Origin of the sequence: Stutzerimonas stutzeri (assembly GCF_024448935.1) — a bacterium.
Taxonomy (GTDB): domain Bacteria; phylum Pseudomonadota; class Gammaproteobacteria; order Pseudomonadales; family Pseudomonadaceae; genus Stutzerimonas; species Stutzerimonas stutzeri_AO.
Genome location: NZ_JAMOIE010000002.1, coordinates 32,439 through 45,819 on the forward strand (window position 1 = coordinate 32,439; position 13,381 = coordinate 45,819).

Below are 13,381 nucleotides of genomic sequence, written 5' to 3' on the forward strand. Positions count from 1 at the left end.
GAGGCTGGACGAAAAAGCAACTCGGTGCCGCCTGTCGTTCAGCCTCCAGCCGCCAACCTCTAGCGTCTTTTAATCTTCGAGAAGCTCTTCAGCCACCGCAAGGATGTTGTCGACCGTAAAGCCGAACGCCTCGAACAGCTGATTGGCCGGAGCCGATTCGCCGTAGGTGGTCATGCCGATGATGCGGCCGTCGAGGCCGACGTACTTGTACCAGTAGTCGGCATGCGCCGCCTCGATGGCGATCCGTGCACCGACTTCCACTGGTAGCACCTGCTGCTTCCAGCCAGCCTCCTGGGCATCGAAGACGCTGGTGCACGGCATCGAGACGACACGCACGTTGCGGCCCTGCTCGGTGAGCTTGTCATAGGCCTGAACGGCCAGGCCGACTTCCGAACCGGTGGCGATGAGGATCAGCTCCGGCTCGCCGACGCAATTCTTGAGGATGTAGCCACCTTTGGAAATCGACGCTTCGGTCTCGTTGTCGCGGATGTGGTACGGCAGGTTCTGCCGCGAGAAGATCAGCGCGCTCGGGCCATCCTTGCGCTCGATGGCGTGCTTCCAGGCCACCGCCGACTCGACCGTGTCGGCCGGGCGCCAGGTATCCAGGTTCGGCGTGCTGCGCAGGCTGGTCAGCTGCTCGACTGGCTGATGGGTCGGGCCGTCCTCGCCGAGGCCGATGGAATCATGGGTGAAGACGTAGATCACCCGCTGCTTCATCAGTGCCGACATGCGCACCGCGTTGCGTGCGTATTCCATGAACATCAGGAAGGTCGCGCCATAGGGGATCAGGCCGCCGTGCAGGGCGACGCCGTTCATGATCGCCGCCATGCCGAATTCGCGCACGCCGTAGTACATGTAGTTGCCCGAGGCATCCTCGGCGACCACCGGCTTGCAGCCCTTCCACAGCGTCAGGTTGGAGCCGGCCAGGTCGGCCGAACCACCAAGCAGTTCCGGCAGCAGCGGGCCGAAGGCGTTCAGGCAGTTCTGGCTGGCCTTGCGGCTGGCAATGGTTTCGCCCTTGGTGGCCACTTCACGGATGAACTCGCTGGCCTTCTCGGCGAAATCGGCCGGCAGCTCGCCGGCCATGCGCCGCTTGAACTCGGCGGCCAGGGCCGGGAATTCGGTTTCGTAGGCGGCGAAGCGCTGGTTCCATACGGTCTCGGCCTCGGCGCCCTTCTGCTTGGCATCCCACTCGGCATAGATCTCCGCGGGAATCTCGAACGGACCGTATCGCCAGCCCAGCGCCTCGCGGGTCAGGGCGATCTCGGCGTCGCCCAGCGCGGCGCCATGGGATTGCTCCTTGCCCTGCTTGTTCGGCGAGCCGAAGCCGATGATGGTCTTGCAGCAGATCAGCGTCGGGCGGTCGCTCTTGCCTGCGGTGTCGAGGGCGATCTGGATTTCGTCGGGGTCATGACCATCGACGTTACGAATCACCTGCCAGCCGTAGGCCTCGAAGCGGCGTGGCGTGTCATCGGTGAACCAGCCATGAACTTCGCCATCGATGGAGATGCCGTTGTCGTCATAGAAGCCGATCAGCTTGTTCAAGCCGAGGGTGCCGGCCAGCGAGCAGACCTCGTGGGAAATCCCTTCCATCAGACAGCCATCGCCCATGAACACATAGGTGTGGTGATCGACGATGTCGTAGCCATCGCGGTTGAACTGCGCAGCCATGACCTTTTCCGCCAGGGCGAAACCGACCGCGTTGGCCAGACCCTGGCCCAGCGGACCGGTGGTGGTCTCGACGCCGGCGGTGTAGCCGAACTCCGGGTGACCTGGCGTCTTGCTGTGCAGCTGGCGGAAGTTCTTCAGGTCGTCGATGGACAGGTCGTAACCGGTCAGGTGCAGCAGCGAGTAGATCAGCATCGAGCCGTGGCCGTTGGACAGCACGAAGCGGTCGCGGTCGGCCCAGTGCGGGTTGGTCGGACTGTGCTTCAGATGGTCGCGCCAGAGCACCTCGGCGATGTCAGCCATGCCCATGGGGGCGCCCGGGTGGCCGCTGTTGGCTTTCTGCACGGCATCCATGCTGAGGGCGCGGATGGCATTGGCTCGCTCACGACGGCTGGGCATCGCTGAATCTCCTGCGGGGTAGCTTCGGAAATGAAGGGGGCGGAAAAGGCGGTCATTTTCCCCTACCGCGGGGGGCGGGGCAATGACTGAATAAGCGCCGCGCTGCCGCCAATGCCCCCTGATTTAGTCGAGCAGCCTGACGCCACAGCTGTCGATGGCCGGCAGATGTTGCAGCAAATAGTCCTTCATGCAGCCGGCGCAACCCTTCGCGCCGCAGGCGCTGGCGCTGATCGCCATCTGGGCCTTGGTCGACGTGTCGATTTCACCTACAGCCTGGTCTCGCGCCGCCTGTCCAGCCACGAGCGATTGCAACGGGTGCTCGATCTGCTGCCGAGTTTCTTCCTGCCGGGCCTCGGCCTGGCGTCCTGTGGCATGGGTATTGACAGCCTGGCGGATGGATTTCGGCCCGTCCAATATCAACACTTTTTGATATTGCCATTGCCGGGCGAAAAACGACCGACTAGACTGCGTCGCCTATGAGCCTGCGCATTTCCCGGATGTCTTTCGCCGACAGCGACCAACTCGCCGCCCTGTGCAAGGCCGGCGGCGATTCGTTGCGGCTGAAGGTGCTGCGTGCGCTCGCCAACGATTCGTTCGGCGTGCTCGAACTGGCACAGATCTTCGCCACGGGGCAATCCGGCATCAGCCATCACCTCAAGGTGCTGACCCAGGCCGGGCTGCTCGCCACCCGCCGCGAAGGCAACGCGGTGTTCTACCGGCGCAGCCTGCCGCAGCTCGACAGTCTCGGCGGCAAGCTGCACGCGGCGCTGCTCGAGGAAGCCGACCGGCTGCAGCTGCCGCGCGAGATCGAGGCCCGTATCGCCGCCGTGCATGCCCAGCGCAGCGCCGCCAGCGAGGATTTCTTCGCGCGCATGGCGAGCAGCTTCCAGGCCCGCCAGGACCTGATCGCCGGCCTGCCGCAGTATCGCGACAGCGTGCTGGCCTTGCTCGATGTACTGAACTTCGATGCCCGCGCCACGGCGCTGGAAGTCGGGCCCGGGGATGGCAGCTTCCTGCCGGAGCTGGCGCGGCGCTTCGCCCGCGTAGTGGCGCTGGACAACAGCCCCGCCATGCTTGACCTGGCGCGGGCGCGTTGCCAGGAGGCGGGGCTGACAAACGTCGAGCTGAAGCTCGCCGATGCCCTGCACGACGACTGCGCGCCGGCCGACTGCGTGGTGCTGAACATGGTGCTGCATCACCTGGCGGCGCCCGGCGAGGCGCTGAAACAACTGGCACGGCTGGTGAACATGGGCGGCAGCCTGCTGGTCACCGAGCTGTGCAGCCACAACCAGAGCTGGGCCAGGGAGGCCTGCGGCGATCTCTGGCTGGGTTTCGAACAGGACGATCTGGCCCGTTGGGCCGATGCCGCGGGGCTCACGCCCGGCGAGAGCCTCTATATTGGCTTGAAGAACGGTTTTCAGATCCAGGCCCGGTACTTTTCCCGGCCCGCCCTGACAGCCGTCTCACCCACCGGTAATTTAGGAACCGATAGATGAGCGAATACTCGATTTTCACCTCCGAGTCCGTGTCCGAAGGGCACCCGGACAAGATTGCCGACCAGATCTCCGATGCGGTGCTGGACGCCATCATCGCCGAGGACAAACACGCCCGCGTGGCCTGCGAGACGCTGGTCAAGACCGGTGTGGCGATCGTCGCCGGCGAAGTCACCACCAGCGCCTGGGTCGACCTCGAGCAGCTGGTGCGCGACGTCATCATCGACATCGGTTACAACAGCTCGGAGGTCGGCTTCGATGGCGCCACCTGCGGCATCATCAACATCATCGGCAAGCAGTCGGTGGACATCGCCCAGGGCGTCGACCGCAGCAAGCCGGAAGACCAGGGCGCCGGCGATCAGGGCCTGATGTTCGGCTACGCCAGCAACGAAACCGACGTGCTGATGCCGGCGCCGATCCGTTTTTCCCACGCGCTGGTCCAGCGCCAGGCCGAAGCGCGCAAGAACGGCCTGCTGCCGTGGCTGCGTCCGGACGCCAAGAGTCAGGTCACCTGCCGCTACGAAGGCGGCAAGGTGGTCGGCATCGACGCCATCGTGCTCTCCACCCAGCACAACCCTGAGGTCAAGCATTCGGACCTCAAGGAAGCGGTGATGGAGCTGATCGTCAAGCACGTGATCCCGGCCGAGCTGCTGCACAAGGACACCCAGTTCCATATCAACCCGACCGGCCAGTTCATCATCGGCGGCCCGGTGGGCGACTGCGGCCTGACCGGGCGCAAGATCATCGTCGACACCTACGGCGGCATGGCCCGTCACGGCGGCGGCGCGTTCTCCGGCAAGGACCCGTCCAAGGTCGACCGTTCGGCGGCCTACGCCGGCCGCTACGTGGCGAAGAACATCGTCGCCGCCGGCCTGGCCGAGCGCTGCGAAATCCAGGTCTCCTACGCCATCGGCGTGGCCCAGCCGACCTCGATCGCCATCAATACCTTCGGCACCGGCAAGCTCGGCGACGAGAAGATCGTCGCCCTGGTCCGCGAACATTTCGATCTGCGCCCCTACGCGATCACCACCCTGCTCGATCTGCTGCACCCGATGTACAAGGCCACCGCGGCCTACGGCCACTTCGGTCGCGATCCCCACGAGATGACGGTCGGTGGCGACACCTTCACCGCCTTCACCTGGGAAAAGACCGACAAGGCCGACGCCCTGCGCGCGGCTGCCGGACTGTAAAGCAGCGGCGCGCTCAAGCTTCACGAAACCCGCCAGCATCCGCTGCGCGGGTTTTTCGTTGTGCAGCCGCCTGAACTCGTCACGCCATGACGAAAGCCTGGCAGCCAGCGCGTCGAAACGGGGCATGGCACCAGCCCGCCTGCCGACAAACGGCAGCAAGCTGCAGGCTTGAAAATGCCAGACCCGACCCTATCCCATAGTTCGTCTTAAGCCTGGAGACGTTTGCCTACAACGTTCTCGCTCTGTTCATCCGGTTCAAGGAGGCCATTGATGAAGATTGCGCAGATCGCACCGCTTTACGAAGCGGTTCCGCCCCGACTCTACGGTGGTACCGAACGGGTCGTGGCGCACCTGGCCGAAGCGCTGGTGGAACTGGGTCATCAGGTCACGCTGTTTGCGGCAGCCGACGCCCAAACCTCGGCCAACCTGGTTGCTGTACGCGAACGCGCCCTACGGCTGGATCCGGCAACGCTGAAATCAGACCTGGCCAGCCACCTGCGATTGATGGATGAGGTTCGCGCCCGTGCCGACGAATTCGACATCCTCCATTTTCACGTCGACCTGTTGCACTTCCCGTTTTTCGAGGACATCGCCGAGCGCACTCTGACCACGCTGCATGGCCGCCTCGACCTCAACGACCTTGGCGAGGTGTACCGCCGCTGGCATCGTTACCCGCTGGTGTCGATCTCCCATGATCAACGTGGCCCGCTGGCTTTCGCCAACTGGTGCGACACCATTCACCACGGCCTGAACAGCTCGGCTTACCGCTTCCATGCCGAGGGCGACGGCGGCTATCTGGCCTTCCTAGGGCGTATATCTCCGGAAAAGCGTCCCGACCGCGCCATCGCGATCGCCCGCCGGGTCGGCCTGCCGCTGAAGATCGCTGCCAAGGTGGACAGCGCCGACCGCAAGTATTTCGAACAGGACATCCGCCCCCTGCTGGACCATCCCTTGGTGGAGTTCATCGGTGAAATTGGTGACGCCGATAAATCCGATTTTCTCGGCAACGCCCGCGCTCTGCTGTTCCCGATCGACTGGCCCGAGCCCTTCGGACTGGTGATGATCGAGGCAATGGCCTGTGGCACACCAGTGATCGCCTGGCGCTGCGGTTCGGTGCCGGAAATCGTCGAGCATGGGGTGAACGGCTTCATTGTCACCAGCGAGGACGCTGCGGTTGCCGCCGTTGATCAGCTGCAACAGCTGGACAGACGCCGCGTGCGTGAGGTTTTCGAACAGCGCTTCTCCGCTCTCGCCATGGCGCGCCGCTATCTGGAGCTGTACTGGAAGCTGCTGGGTGACACCGGTCCTCATCAACCGTTACAGAAGCTGGCATGACGATGAACAGTCCCTACGACACTCACCAAGCGCACCTCCCGCGTACGCTTTACGTGCTCAAGGATGGCGACACTTTCCTGGTGGCCGATGCCTTTGGCGACGTTCAGGGCACCGATGACGGCTTGTTCCGCAACGACACCAGGGTGCTTTCGCGCTTGCAGTTGCGCCTGGCCGGTCAACCCGCTTCGCTGCTATCGGCAACCGTCAGCCAGGACAACGTCTATTTCACCGCGCACCTGAGCAACCATCCCTTGCCACCGCTCGGCGACACCAGCACCCCGCAAGGGGTGATTCATATCGAGCGCAAGCGTTTCCTCTGGCAGGGACGCCTGTATGAGCGGCTAAGCCTGGTCAACTACAGCGACCAGCCGACCCCGATCCCGCTTTCGCTGGCGTTTGCGGCGGACTTTCACGATATGTTCGAGGTGCGCGGACAGACCCGCGCTCAGCGGGGCGAGCATCATCCGTCCGAACTCGGCGAACGCCACGTCACGCTGCGTTATGCCGGTCTCGATGACCAACTGCGCTGCAGCGCGCTAAGCTTTTCGCTGACGCCGATTCGTCTCACCGACTGCCAGGCCGATTTCCGTGTCGATCTGGAAGCCGGCGAGCGCTGGACGCTGTATCTGGAATTCGGCAGCGAGCCAGCCGAGCCGGGGCAGGCGCGCTTTCGCCAGGCCGCGGCACAGGCCCGCCGCGGCATGCGTCGGCGCCAGCAGCGAGGCGCACGGCTACAGAGTTCCGGGCGTTTGTTCCAGGCTTGGTTGGACAAGTCACGCGCCGACGTTGCCTTGCTCACCACCGAGCTGCCCACCGGGCCTTATCCCTATGCCGGGATCCCCTGGTTCTCCACTCCCTTCGGACGAGACGCGATCTTCACCGCGCTGCAGACGCTCTGGCTCGACCCGGGCCTGGCGCGCGGCGTGCTTGCGTACCTGGCCTCGCATCAGGCCAGCGAGACCTCCAGCTTCCGGGATGCCGAGCCCGGCAAGATCATGCACGAGACGCGCAAGGGCGAGATGTCGGCGGTCAATGAGCTGCCGTTCGGGCGCTACTACGGCGGCGTCGACACCACGCCGCTGTTCGTGGTGCTGGCGGGCGCCTACGCCCGACGCAGCGGCGACCGTCCGTTCATCGAGTCGATTTGGCCGGCACTGCGCTCGGCAGTCGGCTGGGTGGAACAGAACGCCGCCAATCATGCCGAGGGCTTTCTCGCCTATGCCCGCGGCGAGGCCAGCGGCCTGCTCAATCAGGGCTGGAAAGACAGTCACGATTCGGTGTTCCACGCCGACGGGCGGACGCCGGACGGTCCCATTGCGCTGGTCGAGGTGCAGGGCTATGCCTTCCGTGCCTACCTGGCCATGGCAGAGCTGGCCGGCTGGCACGGCGACGCCGACAGCGCCGCTCATTGGCGCCAGCAGGCCGAGCGGCTACGCGCGGCGGTGGAGCGGCAATTCTGGCTGGACGACCAGCAGTTCTACGCGTTGGCCATCGACGGCGCCGGAGAGCCGTGCCGGATTCGCACCTCAAACGCCGGGCATCTGCTGTATTGCGGCCTGCCGGAAGCGGTACGCGGCCGAGCTCTGGCGCAGCAGCTGCTGGCAGGCGCGTTCAACTCCGGCTGGGGTATCCGGACCCTGGCCCCGGAAGCCGCACGCTTCAATCCGATGTCCTACCACAACGGCTCGATCTGGCCGCACGATGTCGCACTGTGCGCCGCTGGGCTCGCGCAGTATGGCGAACGGGACGGCGTGGTGCGCCTGTTGAGCGGACTGTTCGAGGCCGCCACGCATTTCGGCATGCGCCTACCGGAGCTGTTCTGCGGTTTCAGCCGCAGTCCGGGCGAAGCGCCGACCGCCTATCCGGTGGCCTGTCTGCCGCAGGCCTGGGCGGCCGGCTCGGTGTTCATGCTGTTGCAGGCCTGCCTCGGCCTGGAAGCGGATGGTCGCCGGCAGCGCATCCAGATCCGCCAGCCGCGCCTGCCAGCCGGCATCGACCGCTTGCAGTTGCGGCGCTTGGCGGTGGGGAAGCAACTGATCGACCTGACCTTTCAGCGCCTGGATCGGCGCGTGGTGGCCTTCGTCGAAGCCCAGCACGGCCCACAACCTGTCAGCGTCGATATCTGTCTGTAAACGGCACCCCGCCAATGGCGGGGTGCCTGTCATCAGTTCTTGAGCCGGTAACCCGTGCGGAATATCCACCAGATCAGTACCAGACACAGCGCCAGAAAGCCCATCGTCATGCCCAGGCTGACCGCGACATTGACGTCGGAGACGCCATAGAAGCTCCAGCGGAAGCCGCTGATCAGGTACACCACGGGATTGAACAGCGTGACCTTCTGCCACAGCGGCGGCAGCATTTCGATGGAATAGAAGCTGCCACCAAGAAAGGCCAGCGGCATGACGATCAGTGACGGCACGATCTGCAGCTTTTCCCAACCATCGGCCCAGATGCCGATGATGAAGCCGAACAGGCAGAAGGTAATCGCCGTCAGTACCAGGAACAGCGTCATCATCAGCGGGTGCTGGACCTGGTAATCGACGAACAGCCGCGCGGTGACAAGAATGATCACGCCGAGCACCAGCGACTTGGTCGCCGCCGCACCGACATAGCCGATGACGATCTCGACATAGGACACCGGTGCCGACAGCACCTCGTAGATGGTCCCGGAATAGCGCGGCATGTAGATGCCGAACGAGGCGTTGGAGATGCTCTCGGTGAGCAGCGCCATCATGATCAGGCCGGGGATGATGAAGGCGCCGTAGGGAATGCCGTGCATGGCCTCCATGCGCGCGCCGATGGCCGAGCCGAACACCACGAAATACAGCGAGGTCGAGATAACCGGGGTGGCGATGCTCTGCAGCAGGGTGCGCCAGGTGCGTGCCAGTTCGAACAGATAGATCGCGCGGATCGCGTAGAAATTCATGGTTCTTTCCTTCAGCGACCGTGAACGAGGTTGACGAAGATTTCTTCCAGCGAGCTCTGGCTCGACTGCAGGTCCTTGAAGTCGATGCCGTGCTCGGCCAGGCGCCTGAGCAGCTCGGCGATGCCGGTGTCCTCGTGCTGGGCATCGAAGGTGAACACCAGCTGGTTGCCGGCATCAGCCAGCTCCAGCGGATAGCCGGCCAGCTCGCCCGGGATCGCCGCCAGCGGCCGTTGCAGATGCAGGGTCAGCTGCTTGGTGCCAAGCTTCTGCATCAGCGCTTTCTTGTCCTCGACCAGGATGATCTCGCCCTTGCTGATCACGCCGATGCGATCGGCCATTTCCTCGGCTTCCTCGATGTAATGGGTGGTGAGGATGATGGTCACCCCGCGCTCACGCAGACGGCGGACCATTTCCCACATGTCGCGGCGCAGTTCGACGTCAACGCCTGCCGTGGGCTCGTCGAGAAACAGGATGCTCGGCTCATGGGACAGCGCCTTGGCAATCATCACCCGGCGTTTCATGCCGCCGGACAATTCGATGATGCGCGCGCTCTTCTTCTCCCAAAGCGACAGATCGCGCAGCAATTGCTCCAGGTAGGCATCGTCCGGCGCCTTGCCGAACAGCCCGCGGGAAAAGCGCACCGTCGCCCAGACACTCTCGAAACCCTCGTTGTACAGCTCCTGCGGCACCAGGCCGATCTTCGAGCGCGCGGCGCGGTAGTCGTCGATGATATCGAAGCCATCGACCCGCACTCGACCGCTGCCGGGATTGACGATCCCGCAGATGATGCTGATCAGCGTGGTTTTGCCCGCACCGTTGGGCCCGAGCAGAGCAAAGATCTCGCCCTTGTGGATCTCCAGATCGATCTGCTTGAGCGCTGGATGCCCCGACGCGTAGGTCTTGGTGAGGTGCTCGATGGTGATCACGGGTTGCACTGATGAATCACTCCGCAAAATATTGGCTGGCGATTGTACGACGCAGTTGATTAGCTCGCTAATCAAGCCATTGATAACGATCATGCCCAACGCTGACTATCTGTCGGAGCGGATCCGGCGCAAGGTCGGCATGGAATCGGGTGCGATCTGGTGGCTGGAGTCGCCAGATGGCCTCGAAGTCGGCGGCAGCGGTCTTTCTGCGATGCTACGTGACTGTGGTCGCTTCGGCCTGTTCTTACTCAACGATGGAGTCGCGGGCGACGAGCGAATCCTGCCCAAGGGCTGGGTCGAGAAGGCGAGTTCGTCGAAAAACTGTCGACGGTGAGCAGGTCGACTACGGCTACATGTTGTGGCCCGTTCCAGACTCGAAAGGCACGCCGAACGAGAGCGCCTTCGAGACACGCGGCATCTTTGGTCAGCATGTCTACGTCAACCCCCGAGCGAACGCGGTGATTGTGGTTTGGGGCGCGCTGCCCAAGCCCAAAGGCATGGCACCGATCAAGGACGATGATTTCTTCGCTGGGGTTGTCGAAGCGCTCAAGCGGTAGCCATCACTACCCCTGCGCTTGTTTCCCGACCGTTACGGCTTCCGGGGTGACAGCGGCTGACTTCCACGCGGGTGCTGGGAACCATCGAGCGCGCCCTTAGCGGTAATGCCGTTGGCGCTGACGATCCGGTCGCACGTACCGTCAGCGGGATAACTGACGGCTCGGGCGACGGTTAGGCACCGGTCGCAAGCACGCTGTTTCGAAGGTGGTCGGTGAAGCGCCAGGAGCTCGAATCCAGGGGCTGGTCCGCCCGCGCGACAATGTATATCGGTTTGCACAATGCCGGTTCGGTCAGGTGAATGGCTCGCAGACTGCCGAAGGCGACCTCTTCTTCGACGGCCGACCACATGACGAGCGACATACCGAGGCCCGCCTTGACGTTCTGTTTCACCGCTTCGGTGCTACCGAGCTGATACGACACCTTCGGCATCGTCCCGGTGGCGCCGAAATAATCCCGGAGCAAGCGGCCGGTTCCGGTGCCTGGCTCACCTCCCAGAAGCTCGAGCGCCTCGAGTTCCTGGCGGGTAACCGTCGTGCGCGAAGCCCATGGATGCTCCGGGTGGACGATAAGCACAACGGGCTCCTGCCTCCAGCATCGGGCGTCGAACCCGGGCCGATCGTCCCACCATTCCATGAGCGCGACATCCAGTTCGCCGTTGTCCAGTTTGTCGGCAATCGTCGGATTGGGCTCGATCGTTAACTCCAACGCTGACTGCGCGCGATCGCCCAGGTACTGCCTGATGAAGGGCGGCAGCACATAGATTCCGATATTCGAGCTGGCGCCGACACGCAGGTGTTCGCCACTGAGATCCGCAAGCGCTTGGTCGTTGATACGTACCAGGCTGCGCGCATAGGGCAAGAACACCAGAGCCTCCCGCGTGGTTTTGCAGCCGTGGCGGGCACGGTGGAACAACGGCACACGCAGTTTTTCTTCGAGCTTTTGGATGTGCTGTGTCACGGTCGGCTGTGCAATGCCCAATTGGTCGGCGGCCTGTTGAAAGCTGCGCACCTGCGCCAATATCAGAAACGTCTTGACCCAAACGAGATTCAGCAAACCGTCTGCCCCCGCCCGAGGATCTGGTTTACCGCATCAGACGGCCGCTGCCCGGCCAACGCTTGCAGGATGTTCTGCGCCGCGCAGCATTCGATGGCCTTGCGCACCTGATGGACGGCTGAGCCCAGATGAGGTGTGAACAAAGTGTTGGGGCAGGCCAACAGGGCAGGGTCGATCTGTCTGGGACGGTCTGTCCGTGCCCAATCCTCCATCTCGAACACGTCCGCTGCGTATCCGCCCAGGTGGCCTGATTGAAGGGAGGCGAGTATGTCCGCTTCACAGACGACGGAACCGCGGCAGGGGTTGACCAGATAGGCGCCACGCTTGAGCTGAGCAAGGCGTGTCGCATCTATCAGGTGAAGTGTTTCGGGGGTCAGGGCGATGGCCAGCAGCAGGATGTCGGACTCGGCCAGAAGGTCGTCAAGCGAACGCCACTGCAACCGCAGGCGCTGCTCCACGCTCGGGTCAACGGCAACCCGGTCGGTGTACAGCAGGCTTGCGCCCCAGCCACCCAACCGCTGCGCAATCGCCTGGCCGATCGCGCCCATGCCGAGAATACCGATGCGCGCACCCTCGATGCCCAGCCCAAAGAACGTCGGACGCCATCCCTGATAGCCGCTTTGGCGCATGCGGTCATAGGCAGCGGGGACATTCCGGATCAGGCTGATCATCAGACCGATTGCCAGCTCTGCGGTCGGAACGGTCAGCAGATCTGGGACGATGGTTAGCCAGACACCATGCCTGGTGCAGGCTTGCACATCGAAGTTGTCGAACCCCTTCAGCGCACCTCCGATCACCTTGACCCGCGGGCAAGCCTGGAGGAACGCCTCGTCCACCTTGTCCGGCATGAATGCCATCACGGCATCGGCCTCGCGTGCCCGTGCCAGCACCGTTTCGCGGGATAGGGTGGTATCGCCCTGGTTGGTAACCAGATGGCAGTGAGGCCGCAACAGGTCCAGCGTTTCGGGATACACGCGGTGGGTCAGAACGACGGTCGGTTTCATCAAAATGCCTACTTGAAAGACTTGCGCAGGCGACCGCTGAGGCCGTCCACGATCGTTACCATCACCAGGATCACCAGCAGGATCGCGCTCACTTCCTGGTACTGCATGATTCGCAGCGAGCCCATGAGTTCAAAGCCGATGCCGCCGGCACCCACCATGCCCATCACGGTCGAGGCCCGGAAGTTGTACTCCCAGCGATACACCGCCGTGTCCGCGAACTGCGGCAGGACCTGAGGGAGCACGGCGTGGACGAGCACCTGCATGGGACTGGCGCCACTCGCACGCGCGGCCTCCACCGGCGCTTCATCGACGTGTTCGATCGCTTCGGCGAAGAACTTGCCCACCATCCCGATCGAATGCAGGCCCAGCGCGAGCACGCCTGGCAGCGCACCGAAGCCCACCGCCGCGACGAAAATGATCCCCATGATCAGCTCGGGGACCGAGCGCAACCCATTGAGCAACACCCTCGTGATGTGGAAAACGAACGGGTGGGGCGATGTGTTACGCGCGGCCAGGAAAGCCAGCGGCACGGAAAACACAACTGCACTCGCGGTGCCGGCAATGCTCATCGCCAGGGTATCCACCAGCGGGTTGATCCAGTTGCCGGCATTGGCGAAATCCGGCGGCATCGATTCACCCAGCAAGGTAGCTATCGCAGGCACGCCTTCGAGCAGTGTCGTCAGGTCGAGCAGGCCCACGTGCCAGCTGGCCACCCCAACGACTGTCAGGATGAACAGGAGTTGAACGAGGGTGCGTCTCCACGCCCGGCGGTATGCGTCGAGCACAGGCTGCAGCGAGGTCGATGTTCCGGAGAGCGTACTCATGATCG

General features: G+C 63.7%; 12 protein-coding genes and 1 pseudogene. 6 read left to right on the top strand and 7 right to left on the bottom strand.

Features of this window, described 5'->3' with window-relative positions:
• Positions 1-69 precede the first annotated feature (69 nt).
• Positions 70-2,067: a transketolase gene (gene tkt, locus NA637_RS00760; protein ID WP_256070492.1), complete on the bottom strand. Its 1,998-nt coding sequence runs from the start codon at positions 2,065-2,067 to the stop codon at positions 70-72.
• 123 nt (positions 2,068-2,190) lie between these two features.
• Entirely contained in the window at positions 2,191-2,490 is a 300-nt protein-coding gene (locus NA637_RS00765) for a hypothetical protein (protein ID WP_256070493.1), read from the bottom strand.
• A 53-nt stretch (positions 2,491-2,543) separates the two neighbouring features.
• On the opposite strand from NA637_RS00765, the pseudogene NA637_RS00770 reads away from it, so the two are divergent.
• From NA637_RS00770 to NA637_RS00785, 4 genes and pseudogenes are all read left to right on the top strand, one after another.
• Positions 2,544-3,544, top strand: a pseudogene (locus NA637_RS00770) (ArsR/SmtB family transcription factor).
• Positions 3,545-3,559: 15 nt separating this feature from the next.
• Positions 3,560-4,750, top strand: coding sequence for a methionine adenosyltransferase (metK, locus tag NA637_RS00775; protein ID WP_256070494.1), 1,191 nt, complete (start codon positions 3,560-3,562; stop codon positions 4,748-4,750).
• A 270-nt stretch (positions 4,751-5,020) separates the two neighbouring features.
• Positions 5,021-6,085, top strand: a complete 1,065-nt coding sequence (locus NA637_RS00780; RefSeq protein ID WP_256070495.1) for a glycosyltransferase family 4 protein — start codon at positions 5,021-5,023, stop codon at positions 6,083-6,085.
• Positions 6,082-8,217 (top strand): amylo-alpha-1,6-glucosidase, encoded by a 2,136-nt coding sequence (locus NA637_RS00785; protein WP_256070496.1) that lies wholly within the window; start codon positions 6,082-6,084, stop codon positions 8,215-8,217. Before NA637_RS00780 ends, NA637_RS00785 begins: the two co-directional genes overlap by 4 nt.
• 32 nt (positions 8,218-8,249) lie before the next feature.
• On the opposite strand, the gene NA637_RS00790 is transcribed toward NA637_RS00785, so the two are convergent.
• Together NA637_RS00790 and NA637_RS00795 are read right to left on the bottom strand one after the other, a co-directional pair.
• Complete coding sequence (locus NA637_RS00790) at positions 8,250-9,011, bottom strand: ABC transporter permease (RefSeq protein WP_256070497.1); 762 nt, start codon at positions 9,009-9,011, stop codon at positions 8,250-8,252.
• Between the two features lie 11 nt (positions 9,012-9,022).
• Entirely contained in the window at positions 9,023-9,946 is a 924-nt protein-coding gene (locus NA637_RS00795; protein ID WP_256070498.1) for an ABC transporter ATP-binding protein, read from the bottom strand.
• An 82-nt stretch (positions 9,947-10,028) separates the two neighbouring features.
• Between NA637_RS00795 and NA637_RS00800 the strand changes: the two genes are divergently transcribed.
• Both NA637_RS00800 and NA637_RS00805 read left to right on the top strand, forming a co-directional pair.
• Entirely contained in the window at positions 10,029-10,271 is a 243-nt protein-coding gene (locus NA637_RS00800; RefSeq protein WP_256070499.1) for a hypothetical protein, read from the top strand.
• Between the two features lie 19 nt (positions 10,272-10,290).
• Complete coding sequence (locus NA637_RS00805) at positions 10,291-10,494, top strand: hypothetical protein (protein WP_256070500.1); 204 nt, start codon at positions 10,291-10,293, stop codon at positions 10,492-10,494.
• Positions 10,495-10,666: 172 nt separating this feature from the next.
• Here the strand turns inward: NA637_RS00805 and NA637_RS00810 are convergent, their stop codons facing one another.
• Genes NA637_RS00810 through phnE form a run of 3 tightly spaced genes read right to left on the bottom strand, consistent with a single transcriptional unit; the run spans position 10,667 to position 13,376 of the window.
• The gene (locus tag NA637_RS00810) at positions 10,667-11,548 is read right to left on the bottom strand and encodes a LysR family transcriptional regulator (RefSeq protein ID WP_256070501.1); all 882 of its coding nucleotides are present in this window, start codon (positions 11,546-11,548) and stop codon (positions 10,667-10,669) included.
• On the bottom strand, positions 11,542-12,552 hold the full coding sequence (locus NA637_RS00815; RefSeq protein ID WP_256070502.1) for a phosphonate dehydrogenase: 1,011 nt from the start codon (positions 12,550-12,552) through the stop codon (positions 11,542-11,544). The genes NA637_RS00810 and NA637_RS00815 overlap by 7 nt, the downstream gene beginning before the upstream one ends.
• Positions 12,553-12,560: 8 nt before the next feature.
• Positions 12,561-13,376 (bottom strand): phosphonate ABC transporter, permease protein PhnE, encoded by an 816-nt coding sequence (phnE, locus tag NA637_RS00820; RefSeq protein ID WP_256070503.1) that lies wholly within the window; start codon positions 13,374-13,376, stop codon positions 12,561-12,563.
• Positions 13,377-13,381 lie beyond the last annotated feature (5 nt).